13 protein-coding genes are annotated in these 16,825 nt (G+C 60.7%); 4 read left to right on the top strand and 9 right to left on the bottom strand.

From position 1 onward, the window contains the following. The first annotated feature begins 100 nt into the window (after positions 1-100). Together guaB and guaA are read left to right on the top strand one after the other, a co-directional pair. Positions 101-1,570 (top strand): IMP dehydrogenase, encoded by a 1,470-nt coding sequence (gene guaB / locus AC3IT9_RS23360; RefSeq protein WP_008053208.1) that lies wholly within the window; start codon positions 101-103, stop codon positions 1,568-1,570. Positions 1,571-1,669: 99 nt separating this feature from the next. Beyond that, positions 1,670-3,247, top strand: coding sequence for a glutamine-hydrolyzing GMP synthase (guaA, locus tag AC3IT9_RS23355; protein WP_150726753.1), 1,578 nt, complete (start codon positions 1,670-1,672; stop codon positions 3,245-3,247). A gap of 82 nt (positions 3,248-3,329) precedes the next feature. Here the strand turns inward: guaA and AC3IT9_RS23350 are convergent, their stop codons facing one another. Next, positions 3,330-6,287 (bottom strand): membrane-targeted effector domain-containing toxin, encoded by a 2,958-nt coding sequence (locus tag AC3IT9_RS23350; RefSeq protein WP_489271128.1) that lies wholly within the window; start codon positions 6,285-6,287, stop codon positions 3,330-3,332. Positions 6,288-6,526: 239 nt separating this feature from the next. Here AC3IT9_RS23350 and AC3IT9_RS23345 point away from each other — a divergent pair, with 239 nt between their 5' ends. Continuing rightward, entirely contained in the window at positions 6,527-7,903 is a 1,377-nt protein-coding gene (locus AC3IT9_RS23345) for a multicopper oxidase family protein (RefSeq protein ID WP_489271127.1), read from the top strand. Beyond that, a complete protein-coding gene (gene tadA, locus AC3IT9_RS23340) occupies positions 7,903-8,400 on the top strand; it encodes a tRNA adenosine(34) deaminase TadA (RefSeq protein WP_223460321.1) in 498 nt (165 codons plus the stop codon). The genes AC3IT9_RS23345 and tadA overlap by 1 nt, the downstream gene beginning before the upstream one ends. Before the next feature lie 68 nt (positions 8,401-8,468). Here the strand turns inward: tadA and cmoB are convergent, their stop codons facing one another. From cmoB to AC3IT9_RS23300, 8 genes are all read right to left on the bottom strand, one after another. After that, entirely contained in the window at positions 8,469-9,425 is a 957-nt protein-coding gene (gene cmoB / locus AC3IT9_RS23335) for a tRNA 5-methoxyuridine(34)/uridine 5-oxyacetic acid(34) synthase CmoB (protein ID WP_150726749.1), read from the bottom strand. Beyond that, the gene (cmoA, locus tag AC3IT9_RS23330) at positions 9,422-10,165 is read right to left on the bottom strand and encodes a carboxy-S-adenosyl-L-methionine synthase CmoA (RefSeq protein ID WP_150754479.1); all 744 of its coding nucleotides are present in this window, start codon (positions 10,163-10,165) and stop codon (positions 9,422-9,424) included. Before cmoA ends, cmoB begins: the two co-directional genes overlap by 4 nt. A gap of 216 nt (positions 10,166-10,381) precedes the next feature. Further along, a complete protein-coding gene (locus AC3IT9_RS23325; protein WP_150757960.1) occupies positions 10,382-11,017 on the bottom strand; it encodes a lysoplasmalogenase in 636 nt (211 codons plus the stop codon). 2 nt (positions 11,018-11,019) lie between these two features. Then, on the bottom strand, positions 11,020-11,412 hold the full coding sequence (locus AC3IT9_RS23320; RefSeq protein ID WP_489271126.1) for a protease inhibitor I42 family protein: 393 nt from the start codon (positions 11,410-11,412) through the stop codon (positions 11,020-11,022). A 207-nt stretch (positions 11,413-11,619) separates the two neighbouring features. Then, a complete protein-coding gene (locus tag AC3IT9_RS23315) occupies positions 11,620-11,853 on the bottom strand; it encodes a hypothetical protein (RefSeq protein WP_150754477.1) in 234 nt (77 codons plus the stop codon). Positions 11,854-12,077: 224 nt separating this feature from the next. Further along, the gene (locus AC3IT9_RS23310; protein ID WP_150757933.1) at positions 12,078-13,397 is read right to left on the bottom strand and encodes an MFS transporter; all 1,320 of its coding nucleotides are present in this window, start codon (positions 13,395-13,397) and stop codon (positions 12,078-12,080) included. A 290-nt stretch (positions 13,398-13,687) separates the two neighbouring features. After that, a complete protein-coding gene (locus AC3IT9_RS23305) occupies positions 13,688-15,013 on the bottom strand; it encodes a sigma-54-dependent transcriptional regulator (RefSeq protein WP_489271125.1) in 1,326 nt (441 codons plus the stop codon). After that, positions 15,007-16,773: a sensor histidine kinase gene (locus AC3IT9_RS23300; RefSeq protein WP_150757959.1), complete on the bottom strand. Its 1,767-nt coding sequence runs from the start codon at positions 16,771-16,773 to the stop codon at positions 15,007-15,009. The genes AC3IT9_RS23305 and AC3IT9_RS23300 overlap by 7 nt, the downstream gene beginning before the upstream one ends. Positions 16,774-16,825: the final 52 nt, after the last annotated feature.

Below are 16,825 nucleotides of genomic sequence, written 5' to 3'. Positions count from 1 at the left end.
ATGTCAGTAATGCCAATAATAGACAGAGTTTTACATTGAACCCGAGAGGGTGTCTGACTATAATGGCGCGCTTCCATTTTCCCGCTCGGGAGCCCCCGCGATGCTGCGTATCAGCCAAGAAGCTCTGACATTCGACGACATTCTCCTAGTGCCCGGTTATTCCGAGGTGCTTCCTAACGAAGTCAGTCTCAAGACCCGCCTTACCCGTGGCATCGAGCTGAATATTCCACTGGTTTCCGCTGCCATGGACACCGTCACTGAAGCCCGTCTGGCAATCGCCATGGCTCAGGAAGGTGGTATCGGTATCATCCACAAGAACATGACCATCGAGCAGCAAGCTGCCGAAGTCCGCAAGGTCAAGCGTTACGAAGCTGGTGTGGTCAAAGACCCGATCACCATCGTCGCCGACGCCACCGTGCGCGAGTTGTTCGAACTGACCCGCATGCACAACATCTCCGGCGTTCCGGTGCTGCACAATGGCGACCTGGTCGGCATTGTCACCTCCCGTGACGTGCGTTTCGAGAACCGTCTGGAAGCCACTGTCCGTGAAGTGATGACGCCTAAAGAGCGTCTGGTCACGGTCAAGGAAGGCGCCGACAAGAACGATGTGCGTGAACTGCTGCACAAGCACCGCATCGAGCGCGTGCTGATCGTCGACGACAAATTCGCCCTCAAAGGCATGATGACCGTCAACGACATCGAAAAAGCCAAGGCTTACCCGCTGGCCAGCAAGGACGATCAAGGTCGTCTGCGCGTTGGCGCTGCAGTCGGCACCGGTAAAGACACCGGTGACCGCGTTGCCGCGCTGGTCGCTGCCGGCGTTGACGTGGTGGTGGTCGACACCGCTCACGGTCACTCCAAGGGCGTGATCGACCGCGTTCGCTGGGTCAAGCAGAACTTCCCTGAAGTGCAGGTGATCGGCGGTAACATCGCCACCGGCGCTGCCGCCAAGGCCCTGGCCGAAGCTGGCGCTGACGCAGTCAAGGTCGGTATCGGCCCTGGCTCGATCTGCACCACCCGTATCGTCGCCGGTGTCGGCGTGCCGCAAATCAGTGCCATCGCCAACGTCGCCGCTGCCCTCGAAGGCACTGGCGTACCGTTGATCGCCGACGGCGGCATCCGTTTCTCCGGTGACCTGTCCAAGGCCATCGTAGCCGGTGCCTCCTGCGTGATGATGGGCTCGATGTTCGCCGGTACTGAAGAAGCGCCGGGCGAGATCGAACTGTTCCAGGGCCGTTCGTACAAGGCTTATCGCGGCATGGGTTCGCTGGGCGCCATGTCCCAGGCTCAAGGTTCCTCCGACCGTTACTTCCAGGACTCCTCGGCAGGCGCCGAGAAGCTGGTTCCGGAAGGTATCGAAGGGCGTGTTCCGTACAAGGGCACCCTGAGCGCGATCATTCACCAGTTGATGGGCGGCCTGCGTTCCTCGATGGGCTACACCGGCAGTGCCGACATCGAAGAGATGCGCACCAAGCCTGAGTTCGTGCGGATCACCGGCGCCGGCATGGCCGAATCCCACGTTCACGACGTGCAGATCACCAAGGAAGCGCCAAACTACCGCGTAGGTTGAGCCTTCAAGCAACAAGCTAAGCAACCGGGGCTGTTTTATTCAGCCCCGAGTTGTTTCTGAATCACGACTGTTTCCGAATTTTTTAGACGAGACTGAATCATGGCCCTCGACATTCACGCTCACCGCATCCTGATCCTCGACTTCGGTTCCCAGTACACCCAGCTGATCGCCCGCCGCGTGCGTGAAATCGGCGTGTACTGCGAACTGCACCCGTTCGACATGGACGAAGATGCGATCCGCGAATTCGCTCCTAAAGGCGTCATCCTCGCCGGTGGCCCGGAGTCGGTTCACGAAGCCAACAGCCCGCGCTGCCCGCAAGCGGTGTTCGACCTGGGCGTGCCGGTCTTCGGTATCTGCTACGGCATGCAGACCATGGCCGAGCAACTGGGCGGCAAGGTTGAAGGTTCCGAGCTGCGTGAGTTCGGTTATGCCCGCGTAGACGTGGTCGGCAAGAGCCGCCTGCTCGACGGTATCGAAGACCACATCGACGCCGACGGCCTGTTCGGCCTCGACGTGTGGATGAGCCACGGTGACAAAGTTACCCGCATGCCGGAAGACTTCCACATCCTGGCCAGCACCCCGAGCTGCCCGATCGCCGGTATGTTCAACGATGCTCGCGGCTACTACGGCGTGCAGTTCCACCCGGAAGTGACCCACACCAAGCAAGGCGGTCGCATCCTGTCGCGCTTCATCCTCGACATCTGCGGCTGCGAAGCCCTGTGGACGCCATCGAAGATTGCTGAAGACGCCATCGCCCAGGTTCGCGCCCAGGTCGGCACCGACAACGTCCTGCTCGGCCTGTCCGGCGGCGTGGACTCGTCCGTGGTTGCCGCACTGCTGCACAAAGCCATTGGCGATCAGTTGACCTGCGTGTTCGTCGACAACGGCCTGCTGCGCCTGCACGAAGGCGAGCAAGTGATGGCCATGTTCGCCGAGAACATGGGCGTCAAGGTGATCCGCGCCAACGCCGAAGAGCAGTTCCTGAACAACCTGGCCGGCGAAGCCGACCCGGAGAAGAAGCGCAAGATCATCGGCCGCACCTTCATCGACGTGTTCGATGCCCAGTCCAACAAACTGGACAACATCAAGTACCTGGCCCAGGGCACCATCTACCCGGACGTGATCGAGTCGGCTGGCGCGAAAAGCGGCAAGGCCCACGTGATCAAGTCGCACCACAACGTGGGCGGCCTGCCGGAAGAGATGAACTTGAAACTGGTCGAGCCACTGCGCGAACTGTTCAAGGACGAAGTCCGTCGTCTGGGCCTGGAACTGGGCCTGCCGTACGACATGGTCTACCGTCATCCGTTCCCGGGCCCGGGCCTGGGTGTGCGCATCCTCGGTGAAGTGAAGAAGGAATACGCCGACCTGCTGCGTCGCGCCGACCACATCTTCATCGAAGAACTGCGCAAGGCCGACTGGTACCACAAGGTCAGCCAGGCATTCGTGGTGTTCCAGCCGGTGAAATCGGTTGGCGTGGTCGGCGATGGCCGTCGTTACGCCTGGGTCGTGGCCCTGCGTGCCGTAGAGACCATCGACTTCATGACCGCGCGTTGGGCACACCTGCCTTACGAACTGCTGGAAACCGTCAGCGGCCGCATCATCAATGAAATCGAAGGCATCTCCCGCGTCACCTACGACGTGTCGAGCAAGCCGCCAGCGACCATTGAGTGGGAATGATCGAATTGAACCTGTGAAGCCAGGTTCAAATCGATAATGGCAAGCGAAGCCCCGGGTCGAGAGACCCGGGGCTTTTTTCGTTTCAAGAGGCGTGTACGCGTTTCAGGCCGAGGCGATCGAGTGCTTCGCCAAGCTCGGCCAGATTTGCAAAGCGTTTGTTACTGATGCTGCCCCACTGCGGGCGGTTGATGTAGAGGCCACGAGCATCGTGCTCAATGGGTGTGACCACGAGCGTCAGGTCGCGACTGCGGTGAACCAGCACGTAGCTGGAGCCAAACTTATCAATAGTGACCATTCCAGGCTCACTCAGAGCGGCCTCCAGCAATATCCTCCTGACCCTTTTGGGGGGCAGTGCGATCTGCAGGCGCAAGTCATTCTTGACGAAATCCGGCGTCAGCCCACCTGGGGTGGTGGCGGTCCTTCCTGGATCGGGCTCGATGCCGCCGGGCTGGTCGGGTTCTGCACTTTCGATGCGCAAACCAATGCCCCCTTCCAGCTCACTGAGTCCCGTGACTTCGTGCCAGGTATTGGCGTGGCTATCACCGACCAGCGCTATCCAGCGATGTGGGCCCCTCAGTGCCTGATCGGCGTCGATCACCCATTTGGCGAAGTAGTTCATCATCTTTTGCCGGAAGGTATCAGAAGCGCCAAGAATCCCCGTGGACCGATAGCTGGCGGTGCAGTCTATGGCTTGTATGCGGATATGATTTTTTTGTGCGGTCCTTACCACGTTCAGAAAGGTGAATTCACCCGAAGGGTCGGTGTGATGGCCCGCGTCGAGATCTTTGAGGTAGCTCTCGAGATCTTCCGAAAGTTCGCCGCCTCGATTGAAAATGTCCAGATCTGCCTGGTGGAAGTCGGTGAGCAGGTGTTCCATGTACAGCGTTTTGACTTTCTGTTTGCCGAGTAGCTCCATGTTTTCGATCAAAAACTGTTTACTGCCGATACTTGCGTGATTTTCGCCGATCACCAGGCAAGGGGACTCCTTGTAAAGTGTCTGGACGATGTTTTTTGGTGAGCTGGCAGAGCTGAAGGCTGGAATAGAAGGGCGCGCAGGGACAGTCTGGCTGGCAAAGAAAGCCTCTGCATCATCGTGCAATCTTTTGCGAAATACCTTGAACCGAGCGATAGGGCCATCCGGGTTTTCGATATTGACGAATTGATCGTCCAGTGCCCTTTCATTCGCGTGCCCCCAAGCCACTGGCTTGAGCTCCTGGCGCAACTCAACTGGCACATCGTAGGGGGTCGGGGCGCTGTTCATATCGGGCAGCCGTGCTGGGGAGCGCCCCCAAGGCAGCTTGCCGAAAATCCTCCCGCCACCATAAAGCCCCGGGCGTGTCAGGAGAATCCATTCACCCTCGTCGTTCAAACGAACCGGCAGGCTGCGGTGAAACGAGAACGGGTTGGCGGGGTCGATGATGACCCAGGTCTTCAGCTCGTTGACGTAACGCACCAGGTAGTAGTCGTCATTGATCCTGATGTAGTTGCCACCTGTCGCCGGCTGATAAATGTTTTGGTATTTGCCTTCCTCGGCCGCTACCTCCAGGCCATCGAGTACTTCGTTGGTCTCGAAAGGAGTCAGCGGGTTTTCACCTTCCATGACATACGTTCGGCCAGGAGCGGCGACGGTGATTTTCGGCGGGGCGCCTTCGGGGTGTTCGTTTTCGCCGCCAAGGTTCTCCTGTGGGGTGAACTCGTCTTTGGCTTCGCCGACTTCCGCCAACTCGGCCGAGCCGCCGAGCGCCAGCGCATTGAAGAGGGTGTCGATGCTACTGAAGATGGCGCCGAGTACGCCGGCCTTGCGTTCCTGGGCGTTCATGCCGTTGACGGCCTGGTCGATGTTCAGGCCGATGTTGGCGATGCCGGCACCGACGGCGGCCAGGGCCACGGGCCAGCCGGCGCAGGACATGGCGCCAAAGAGTCGGGTGAACGTACTCAGATAGCCGATCCACATTTTTTCCCGCAGGTCGGCATTGGAGCGTAAGGACATATCCGCGTCGTCGAACATGCGCTCCCTGACCGAGTCTCGGAGCCAGGTGAAGGTGTCAACATCGATATCCGGTATGTCTGGCTCGAACAGGCTATGGTCGTATTTGCCCCACGTCACATACAGCAAGTCGATGGTGTGGTTCAGGCCAACGTTGTCCTCATCCTGCTGCTGAGCCGATAAGGGGAAGTGCGCCATGAACCGGGCGCGGTTGTCCGGATGGTTGTTCTGGCACAGCAACCACCAGTGCAGGTCGTGGGGGGTTTCTAATACATGGAAGGCATCCGTTTCCCCCGGGGTATAGAGAATCTGCCGTCCGTCTCGGTCGATGATGCGCAGTATGTCACTGGACATGTAGTTGCCGATGCACAGCGGTGTGACTCGCAGGCCTTCGACAGGCGGTTCGTGGGCCCTGAGCATGTCCAGGGTAACGGGCCAGGTGAGATGGCCGGCCACCGCCTTGAGCACAGTTTTGAGGTTTTCGTTGCTCAGGCGTGAGCCGTCGTGTTCCTCCAACGCCTTGGAAATGAAATTGAGCTTGGCCAGGGTTCGAAAATTATCCGAATGATTGCGCCAGAAAGCGCCCATCTTCTCCCAATAGCGGTCGTGAAAATTGATGCGCCACAGGTCCTTGATGACCACGCTGGGGTGCATCTTCACTTCGTTGGTTTCGTTGTAGATCCGGGCGTTCGCTCCCTCGTTGTAGAACCCGCCATCACTATCCAGCAGGTCGGCATTGTCCTGGTCGTGGGCTTGAAAGCGCTGGACCACCAGTTGCGGCAAGGTCAGCGACTCAATGGGCTTGGGATAGTGTTCCCAGAACAGGAAGGCTTTGGTGCTGGTGACCGACGTGTTGTCGAAACGGTGCCACCAGACCTGGTCCGGGTCGATGTGCTGGATACCGTATTTGTCCAGAATTGCCTGAGCCTCGATATGGGCCATGTCGTGCATGTCGGGACAGGCTTCCACGAACGGAAGCACCAGGTCCTTGAGGGCCTGCACATCGTCGGGGTCCGGGAGTGGGAATTGAGTACTTGTATCTGAAGAATTCATCTCTCTCTCCTTGAGAAATGGATGGGTTTAAGGTCGGCACTATGCGCTGCGGACTACAGCCGGATCTGTAGGGAAAGCGGCGCACGTTGTCAGGGATTAATAGATCTTTGTTGTCAGAGGCCGCCCGGCTGCGGCCCGTCGTCACGCCCGCTTTGCTGTTTCTTTCACAACTGCGGGTGTATCGTATTCGCCTTTTGCGGGCCACGGGCCTGTTGCTGATACGTGAGGTAGTTGAGTTCATGTCGTTTACCCGTCGCCAAATCCTCGGTGGCCTGGCCGGTCTTGTTGTCGTTGGCGTCGGTGCGGGGGGCGCGTCGCGCTACTGGCTGGGCAAGATGGCTGACGCCGAGGCGGGTCACGATTACGAGCTGATCGCAGCGCCGCTGGACGTGGAACTGGTAGCCGGGCACAAGACCCAGGCCTGGGCCTTCGGCCCGTCGGCGCCGGGCACCGAATTGCGGGTGCGCCAGGGTGAATGGCTGCGGGTGCGGTTCATCAACCACCTGCCGGTCGCCACCACCATTCACTGGCACGGCATCCGCCTGCCGCTGGAAATGGACGGCGTACCTTACGTGTCGCAATTGCCGGTGTTGCCGGGTGAGTACTTCGATTACAAATTTCGCGTGCCGGATGCCGGCAGCTACTGGTATCACCCGCATGTGAACAGCAGTGAAGAGCTCGGTCGCGGTCTGGTCGGCCCGTTGATCATCGACGAACGCGAGCCGACCGGTTTCAAGTATGAAAAGACCTTGAGCCTCAAGAGCTGGCATGTCGACGACGTCGGTAATTTCGTCGAGTTCAGCATTCCCCGTGAAGCGGCCCGTGGTGGTACGGCGGGGCGCCTGGCGACCATCAATGGCGTGCCGCAAGCGGTGATCGACCTGCCGGCCGGGCAGATTACCCGTGTGCGTCTGCTCAACCTCGATAACACCCTGACTTATCGCCTGAACATTCCCGGAGTCGAGGCGCAGATCTATGCGCTGGACGGCAACCCGGTCGAGCCACGACCGCTTGGCAAGGAGTACTGGCTCGGTCCGGGCATGCGTATTTGCCTGGCGATCAAGGCCCCGCCGGCCGGTGAGGAGTTGTCGCTGCGCAACGGCCCGGTACGCCTGGGTACGTTCCGTTCGGTGGCCAATGCCGATGCGCCGACCGAGTGGCCGCCGGCACTGCCGGCCAACCCGATCGCCGAGCCGGACCTGGCCAATGCCGAGAAACTCAACTTCAATTTCGAATGGGTCGGCTCGGTATCGGTCAACGTTGATAACGGCAAGCCGCCGAGCCTGTGGCAGATCAACGGCAAAGCCTGGGACATCACCGACAAGACCTGCGCCGACCGCCCGATTGCCAGGCTCGAGAAGGGCAAGAGCTACATTTTCGAATTGAAGAACATGACTCAGTACCAGCACCCGATTCACCTGCACGGCATGAGTTTCAAGGTCATCGCCTCGAACCGGCACAAGGTCATTCCGTATTTCACCGACACCTACCTGCTGGGCAAGAACGAGCGCGCGCAGGTAGCGCTGGTGGCGGATAACCCGGGTGTATGGATGTTCCACTGCCATGTGATCGACCACATGGAAACCGGCCTGATGGCCGCTATCGAGGTGGCGTGATGCGTCAGATTCGTCCCGCCGCCATCATCGACCGCAGCCGTGATCGCGAATTCATGCGTGAGGCCTTGGCACTGGCGGCCCAAGGTGCAGCCCTCGGCGAAGTGCCGGTGGGCGCGGTGCTGGTGCAGGACGGGGAAATCATTGGTCGCGGCTTCAACTGCCCGATCAGTGCCAGCGATCCCAGCGCCCACGCGGAAATGGTCGCGATCCGCGCCGCCGCTCAAGCGGTGAGCAACTATCGTCTGCCGGGTAGCACGCTGTATGTGACGCTGGAACCGTGCAGCATGTGCGCAGGCCTGATCGTGCACTCGCGGATTGCGCGGGTGGTGTACGGCGCGCTGGAGCCGAAGGCGGGGATTGTGCAGAGCCAGGGGCAGTTCTTTACCCAGGGCTTTTTGAATCACCGGGTGTTGTATGAAGGCGGGGTGTTGGCGGAGGAGTGCGGGGCGGTGCTCAGCGAGTTCTTCAAGGCCCGCCGCGCAAAGCCTTCAGACTAAACACAAAACCAAATGTGGGAGCGAGCAAGCTCGCTCCCACAGGTTTTTGCAGCGTTTGAAAAATCGTTTTACTTACGAGCCACAATCACTGCCCGCATCGGCGCCGGCAGCCCTTCAACGGTCTTGCTGTGATCCTCGGGATCGAGGAAATCACTGAGCGACTGATACTTCATCCACTCCGTCCCGCGCTGTTCCTCGACCGTGGTGGTGCTCACATCCACGCACTTCACATCGGTGAACCCGGCACGTCGCAACCACAGCTCCAGCGCCGGCACCGACGGCAGGAACCACACATTACGCATCTGCGCGTAGCGGTCTTCCGGCACCAGCACCTGATGTTTGTCACCTTCAACTACCAGCGTTTCCAGCACCAGTTCACCGCCCTTGACCAGGCAATCCTTCAGCGCCAGCAAATGCTCGATGGGCGAACGGCGGTGGTAGAACACGCCCATGGAAAACACCGTGTCGAACCCTTCGAGGTTCGGCGGCAGGTCTTCGAACGGGAAGGGCAGGTGCCAGGCATTCGGCTCGGACAGGTAACGTTGCACCGCCTGGAACTGGCAGAAGAACAGCCAGTTGGGGTCGACACCGATCACGCTGTCGGCGCCGGCGCCGAGCATGCGCCACATGTAATAACCGTTGCCGCAGCCGACATCGAGGATGCGCTTGCCTTTCAGGTCCAGGTGCGGAGCGACCCGCGACCACTTCCAGTCCGAGCGCCATTCGGTGTCGACGTGCACGCCGAACAGGTCGAACGGCCCCTTGCGCCATGGCGACAGTCCCATCAGCGCAGTGCGCATTTGCGCGCGGGTCTCGTCGCTGCAATCAGTATCCAGCTTCAGGCCATTGAGCAAATCGACTTCGCTCGGCTGGATCTTCGGCAGGGCGTCCAGCGCGCTTTGCCAGCGTTCCAGGTCGCCATGGCCCTTTTCCATTTTCTTGTCGAGTTGCGCTTGCAGGGTGTTGGCCCAGTCGGCCAATGGGGTGCCGGCCAGACGGCGGGCGAGGGGGGACAGATCAATCATGGCAAGGCAATCAACGAGGCAAAGTTAAGACACTGGAACCACGGCACGACTTTCGAGAACCCGGCGGCCAACAGGCGTTCGCGGTGTTCTTCGAGGCTGTCGGGCTTCATGACGTTTTCGATGGCGCTGCGCTTCTGGGCGATTTCCAGCTCGCTGTAGCCATTGGCGCGTTTGAAGGCGATGTGCAGGTCAGTGAGCAACGCGTGCTCCTGCTCGTCTTCGAAGCGCAGTTTTTCCGAGAGGATCAGGGCACCACCAGGCAACAGCGACTGACGGATGCGCGACAGCAACGCCGTGCGCTGGTCCGGGGCGATGAATTGCAGGGTGAAGTTCAGCGCGACCACCGAGGCCGGCTGGAACTCCAGCGCGAGGATGTCGCCTTCGATCACCTCGACCGGCAGCAACTCCTGGAACATCGAATCCTGACCGTTGAGGTACTCGCGGCAGCGTTCGACCATGGCCGCGGAGTTATCCACAGCGATCACCCGGCAACCGTCGGTGCGCACATGACGGCGCAGGGCCTGGGTCACGGCACCCAGCGACGAGCCAAGGTCGTAGAGCACGCTGTGGGGCTGGGCGAACTGCGCGGCGAGCACGCCGAGGTTTTCGACGATGGTCGGATAACCCGGCACCGAGCGCTTGATCATGTCCGGGAACACCCGCACTACGTCTTCGTTGAAGGCGAAGTCAGGCACCTGGGCCAAAGGCTGGGCGAAAAGGCGATCGGGTTCTTTGCTCACGGCGGTTCCAGCGGTCTAGGTGGAAAAGGCCGGCATTTTAGCCAAGTTGGCGCGGGGATGCGCGGGTTGTCTGATAAAGCGGCGGGGCACGCCTGGATTCTTCATTGTCAGTGAGATAGCTATCGCGAGCAGGCTCGCTCCCACAATGGACCTGTCGAACACAAATCATGTGTTCACAGTCGATCAAATGTGGGAGCGAGCCTGCTCGCGAAGAATTCAACGCGGTCTTTGGCTGAACGCCGAGGCAGTGATCCCCCATTGCCCCAACCAATAGCTGAGGATGATCACATAAGACGCCGCATCGAACGGCACCACAAACCGGCTGATGCCAATCACGCTGTCGGAGAACACGAACGCCACCGCCCCTGCCGCCGCCAGCAGCGCCGAGCGTTTGGGCACGTCGGTCCCGAGTCGGGCCAGGGCGCGCCAGAGCATGGCGCTGATCGCCGTGCCATAGACAATCACTGGCACCAGCAATGGGCCGAGGCCGTTGGAAATCAGAATCCCCAGCAGGACGGCGCCGACACCGAGGGCCAGCACCAGCGGCAGTACGGCCAGGCGCCGGCAATCGCTCAGATAAGCCTTGAGATAAGCCAGGTGCGCGACCAGAAACGCGCCAAGGCCAAAAACGAACAAATCCCCCGGCCATGCCAGCAACACGTCGCCGACCAGGGAGAAAATCAACCCCAGGCTGATCCAGCGCCGATATTCGCCGGGTGGCGCATCGTGCAGCCAGCCGAGCAGGGCCAGCACCGGTAGCGGCTTGACCAGCAGGCACAGCAGGGACGCATGCACGCTCAGGCCATAAAGAAAGGTCACCGCGCCCATCAGCGCCAGAATCAGCCAGCCCACGGTCAGTTGACCGAGATCGCGCAGTCGAACGAATCCACCGGCAGCACTTCCGGCGCCCATGGCTGTTGCGAGGTCAGGCGCAAACGCCCGGTGCCAGTAGCAAAAGCCTGAAAGCGCCAGGTCGAGACCCCGGCGGCGCCGACGATGCCGGCATCTTCCGGGTTTCGATAAACCTCTGGCCCCAGGGCGTGCAACACACCGCCGGCGGAATCCTGGATCGCCCAGCGATAGCCCGTGGTCGGATTGCTCGGCAGGGTCAGGATCAGGTTTTGCCCGTTGCTGAGCTGCACCGGACATTCGCTTTGTCTTTCCACGGTCACGTTGTGTGCAGGTTGCATGGCGCATCCGGCCAGCAAGGCGAGGGCGAGGGGGACAAGCAGGCGAATGGGGGACATAGGCTCAAGGGCTCCGGCGTTCACGACGAACGGCGAGCATAACTTAAGATGAGACAAAGTGTGACAGTCAGCCTGGACGGTGGTGTCAGGACTGACGCCTTCGCGAGCAAGCTCGCACACAGGTACAGTGGTCGATTCGGGCATTTTTACATTCCCCCAAAAACGACTAAGCCCGGCCGAAGCCGGGCTGTGAATTTCCCTCCACGATCAGCCGATAGCTTCAGCGCTACCGGTTTTGTCGAAGCCGTCGGCAGCGATAGCGCCTGCTGTGCCGGTTTTATTAAAACCGTCAGAGGCATAGGCGCCCGAATGGCTGCGTTCGATCGCGGCGCTGGCACCGGAACCGAAGGAGGCCGAGCCGGTTTTGTCGTAGCCATCGGCTGCAAAGGTATTGGCAGCCAGCACGGAAAGGGCGAGGGCAAGGATCAATCGGGTTTTCATGACAGGTACTCCAGGTACGTTCGCTATGGGTAAGTTCAGACACTCCTTCGAGGCCTGTACTGGATATACGTGCGTCCTGTTGATATGGATGCACTCAGCTGCAGGCTGCTGCCGGTGCATTAACCGATGATTATCTTGCTCAAGGGTGAGACGAATGGTGCCCTTCGCGAGCTCGTTCACGAAGGGCCTTGGCGCTCACCGTTGCAGTGAGCGTCGATTGGCGATCAGTCAGTGACGATCCGCGAATGCTTGCGGGTGTCTTTCATGGTGACGTACACCAGCAACGACACGGCAATGCACGCGGTAACGTACCAGTAGTAACCCGTCTCCATGCCGATGCTCTTGAACCACAGCGCGATGTATTCAGCGGTACCGCCGAAGATCGAGACGGTCAGTGCGTACGGCAGGCCCACGCCCAAGGCGCGGATTTCGGTCGGGAACAGTTCGGCTTTCACCACGGCGTTGATCGAGGTGTAGCCGCTGACGATGATCAGCGCTGCCATGATCAGGAAGAACGCACCCCACCAGGTCGTAATGGTGTGCAGGGTGGTCAGGATCGGTACGGTGAACAGCGTGCCCAGAATGCCGAAGGCAATCAGGATCGGCCGACGACCGATTTTATCTGACAGCCCGCCGATGATCGGTTGCAGGCACATGAACAGGAACAACGTGGCAGCGGAAATGGTGGTGGAGTCGGAAATGCTCATGCCGACGGTGTTCACCAGGTATTTCTGCATATAGGTGGTGTAGGTGTAGAACGCCAGGGTACCGCCCATGGTCAGGCCGACCACGGTCATCAGTTCCTTGGGGTGACGCATCAAGGTGCGCATCGCGCTTTCCTTGGCTTTTTCTTTCTTGGTGAACGACTCGGTCTCTTCCATGCCGCGACGCAGGTACAGCGCCACCACGGCACACAGCGCGCCGATGGCGAACGGGATGCGCCAGCCCCAGGCGTAGAGCTCCTCGGTGGTGAGGAAGTTCTGCAGGACAATCAGCACCGCCAAAGCGATGAGCTGGCCGGAGATCAGCGTCACGTACTGGAAGCTGGAGTAGAAGCCGCGACGCTCCTTGGTCGCCATCTCGCTGAGGTAAGTGGCGGAGGTGCCGTATTCGCCACCCACCGACAGGCCTTGCAGCAAGCGCGCGAACACCAGCAGGATCGGCGCGCCGATGCCGATGACTTCATAACTCGGGCTCAGGGCGATCAGCAGCGAGCCGAAGCACATCAGGTACACCGAGGCCATCAGGGCCTTTTTGCGCCCGACCTTGTCGGCATACAGACCCATCAGCCAGCCACCGATCGGACGCATCAGGAAGCCCACGGCGAAGATCGCGGCGGTGTTGAGCAGTTGGGCGGTGGTGTCGCCTTTGGGGAAGAAGGTCTTGGCGAAGTACAGGGAGAAGGCGGCGTAGACGTACCAGTCGTACCACTCGACCATGTTGCCAACGGAACCGCTGAAGATCGATTTGATGCGGCTGGAAGTGGTTCTTTCTTTGGCCGGTACGGCAGCCGACCCAAGGGGCAGGGCGTTGGAGTTATCCATTGAAGGATCCTTCATTTAATTGTTTTTGTGGAGTGCGATTAAACGCAGCCTGCAGGGGCTATAGCAGGAGCTGTGCCAACGGGGAGAGGGCCGGTTTAGAGGGGGGAGGGTGTTTCGGTGAGCGGAAATCCGCCTATAAAAGTTTGGTGGTGAGCGGAAAATTGCTTGTCGGGAGGTGTATTTGTATTGCCTTTGCCGGCCCCATCGCGAGCAAGCTCGCTCCCACAATGTTCGGCGTACACAGATCCACTGTGGGAGCGGGCTTGCCCGCGAAGAGGCCAGTCCAGACGCTACAGAAACATCTCTCTGCTCAACCCATGCCGCTGCATTTTTTCATTGAAAGTCCGGCGCGGCAGTTGCAGTTCTTCGAGCACCGCTTTCACATCGCCGTTGTGCCGGGTCAATGCCGCACGCAGGCATTGCGCTTCGAACGCTTCCTGCTGCGCCGCCAGTGACTGGCCGGGTTCGATGCCCAAGGGCTCCGGTTCACCGAGCCCCAATACCTGACGCTCGGCGACGTTCGCCAGTTCGCGCACGTTGCCCGGCCAGTCGTGGCTCAGCAGGTGACTCAACTGCGCGCCGCTCAACGGTGGAAATTTACGTCCCAGGCGTTCGGCGGCGTTTTGGGCAAAGGATTCGAACAGCAAGGGTATGTCTTCACGGCGTTCGCGCAAGGGCGGCAGGCGTAGTTCAGCGACGTTCAAACGATAGGCCAGGTCTTCGCGAAAACGTCCGGCCCGCGCTTCGTCGAGCAGGTCCGGTTTGGTCGCGGCAATGATGCGCAAATCCACGCGGATGCTCTGGTTCGAGCCCAGTCGTTCAAGCTTTTGCTCCTGCAACACCCGCAGCAACTTCACTTGCTGGGCCAGCGGCATGCTTTCGATTTCATCGAGAAACAGCGTGCCGCCGTCGGCGTACTCCAGCTTGCCGATGCGCTTGCCGGACGCCCCGGTGAACGCGCCGCTCTCGTGACCGAACAGCTCGGCCTCGAACAATTGCTCGGGGATGGCCGCGCAGTTGAGTGCGACAAAGGGCTTATCGGCCCGCGGCCCGAAGTCGTGCAGGCAACGCGCGACCAGTTCCTTGCCGCTACCGGTTTCGCCGCGAATCAGCACGTTGACCGGCAGTGCTGCCAGGTCCAGCACCTGCCGGCGCAAGGTCTGCAAGCCCCGGGACACGCCCAGCAGCGTGGCATCCAGCTTGGCGCGGTTGTCCGCCTGCTCGTGCAGTGCGCGGTTCTCCAGAACCAGCCGGCGCTTGTCGAGGGCGCGGCGCAGGCTGCCGAGCAGGGTTTCCGGGCTGAAGGGTTTTTCGAGGAAATCGTAGGCGCCGTCGCGCATGGCCTCGACGGCCATCGGCACGTCGCCGTGGCCGGTCAGCAGGATCACCGGCAAATCGGCATCCCGGCGTTGCACCTCGGCCAGCAGTTCCAGGCCGGTCATGCCGGGCATGCGCACATCGCTGAGAATCACCCCGGCAAAATGCCTGGGCAATTGCGCCAGGCACTCATCGGCGCGGCTGAACAGTTGCACCTCGAAACCCGACAGGCTCAACCATTGCTCGACGGCACTGCGAATGCTGCTTTCGTCGTCGACCACGATCACTGAGTTCAGCATGGTTCATGCACCTCCAGGTCGATGGGCAAGGTCACGGTAAACACGGCCCCTTTGTCATGATTTTCGGCACTCAAGCGCCCGCCGGATTCATGAACGATGGCAAAGGACACGGCCAGCCCGATGCCCAGGCCTTCGCCTACCGGTTTGGTGGTGAAGAACGGATCGAAGACCTTGGACAGGTTCTCTTCGGCGATACCGCCACCGTTGTCGATCACGCTCAGGCGCCACAATTGTTCGTCGGCCTCGAGGCGAATCTCCAGGCGTTTGCAGGGTTTATCCTGCATCGCATCAAGAGCATTGCGCAGCAGGTTGATCAGTACCTGTTCCAGGCGAATCGCATCGCCACGCACCCAGGCCGGGCGGGTCAGGTGCAGCACCGTGCTGACCTGTTCGTCGCGCAACCGGGTATCGAGCAGTTGCAGCGACTGGTCCACCACCGCCGCCAGGTCCAGGCGTTCGCGCAAACCGCTGGGGCTTTTGCGAGCGAAGGTTTTCAGATGGCCGGTGAGGGCCGCCATGCGGGTGAGCATTTCATCCACCGGTTTGAGCGCCTTATAGGCGTCGTCGACGCGACCGTGGTCGAGCAGCAGCCTCAGAGTAGCAAGCTGCATGCGCTGGGCGGTGAGCGGCTGGTTGATCTCATGGGCCAGGGCGGCGGACATCTGCCCCAGCGCCGCGAGTTTGGCCGACTGCACCAGGCCTTCCTGGGCGGTGCGCAGGTCGCGGGTGCGTTCTTCTACCAGTCGTTCGAGTTCTTCGCGACTGCGCTGACGCAGTTTGGCCAGGCGCCAGCGCTGATTGAGGAACAGCAGCAGGAACACCAGGGTCAGCCATAGCCCGGCCGCGGCAAGCGCGGCGTTGCGGCTGTCTTCGAAGGCGACTTGCGGGCGCCGCAGCAGGTGCAGGGTCCAGCCCTCGGTACTCAGCGGCAGGGATTCCCACAGGTAATCGGCCTTGCCGTCGGGGCCATCGACCCGAGTCAGGTCACTGTTGTCGTCGAAGCGCCGCAACGATTGAAACTCAAGCGGCGTCAGCGGCTGCTTGTCGTACTGGCGAGTGGTCTTGAGTTCGGCATGATCGCTGTCGCTCAGCGGCTTGAGCAGGCGATAGCGCCAACCCGGCTGGTTGGCGATGAAGATGATCCCGCGCGCATCGCTGACCAGCAGCGTGTCGCTGCCCTGACGCCACTCGCGTTCCAGTTCGGGAAATTCCAGTTTCACCACCATGGCACCGAGGAACTGGCCGTCGTCATCGCTGACCGCGCTGGAGAGGAAGTAACCGGGAATCCCGCTGGTCACCCCCACGGCATAAAAGCGCCCCGTGCCCTGGGTGCGGGTCTGGTTGAAATAGGGACGGAAACCGTAGTTGTGGCCGACATAACTGCTGGGCAAACGCCAATTGCTCGCCGCTACGGCGAGGCCGGTGCGATCGAGCAGTTCCAGGGTCGAGGATTCGGCGGCGCCATTGATTTTTTCCAGTTTGCGATTCAGCGCATCCTGCTGCTCGGGGCTCACCGCCCCCTTGAGCGCCGAGCGCAGCTCCGGGTCCAGCGCCAGCACCGCGGGCAGGGCGCGGTAACGTTCGATCAGGGTATGCAGGGACGTGGCATACAGCGCCAGTTGCTGATTGGCGCGGCCAGCGTCTTCGACCATTGACTGACGCACGGTGTGGCGCATGGCCAGGGTGGCCGCGAGGGCGGCGCCGGCGATGATCAATAAGGTGTAGAGCGCCAGGCGCAGGGATCTGGAGGTCGGGAGCATCGAACGGAAGTCGGACAAAAGATAGGAGGGGCAAGATAGCATGCGGACTATC

Source organism: Pseudomonas sp. KH_046_1, assembly GCF_057839025.1.
The sequence above is the reverse complement of the archived record's forward strand: the minus strand, read 5'-3'. Positions and strand labels throughout refer to the sequence as shown.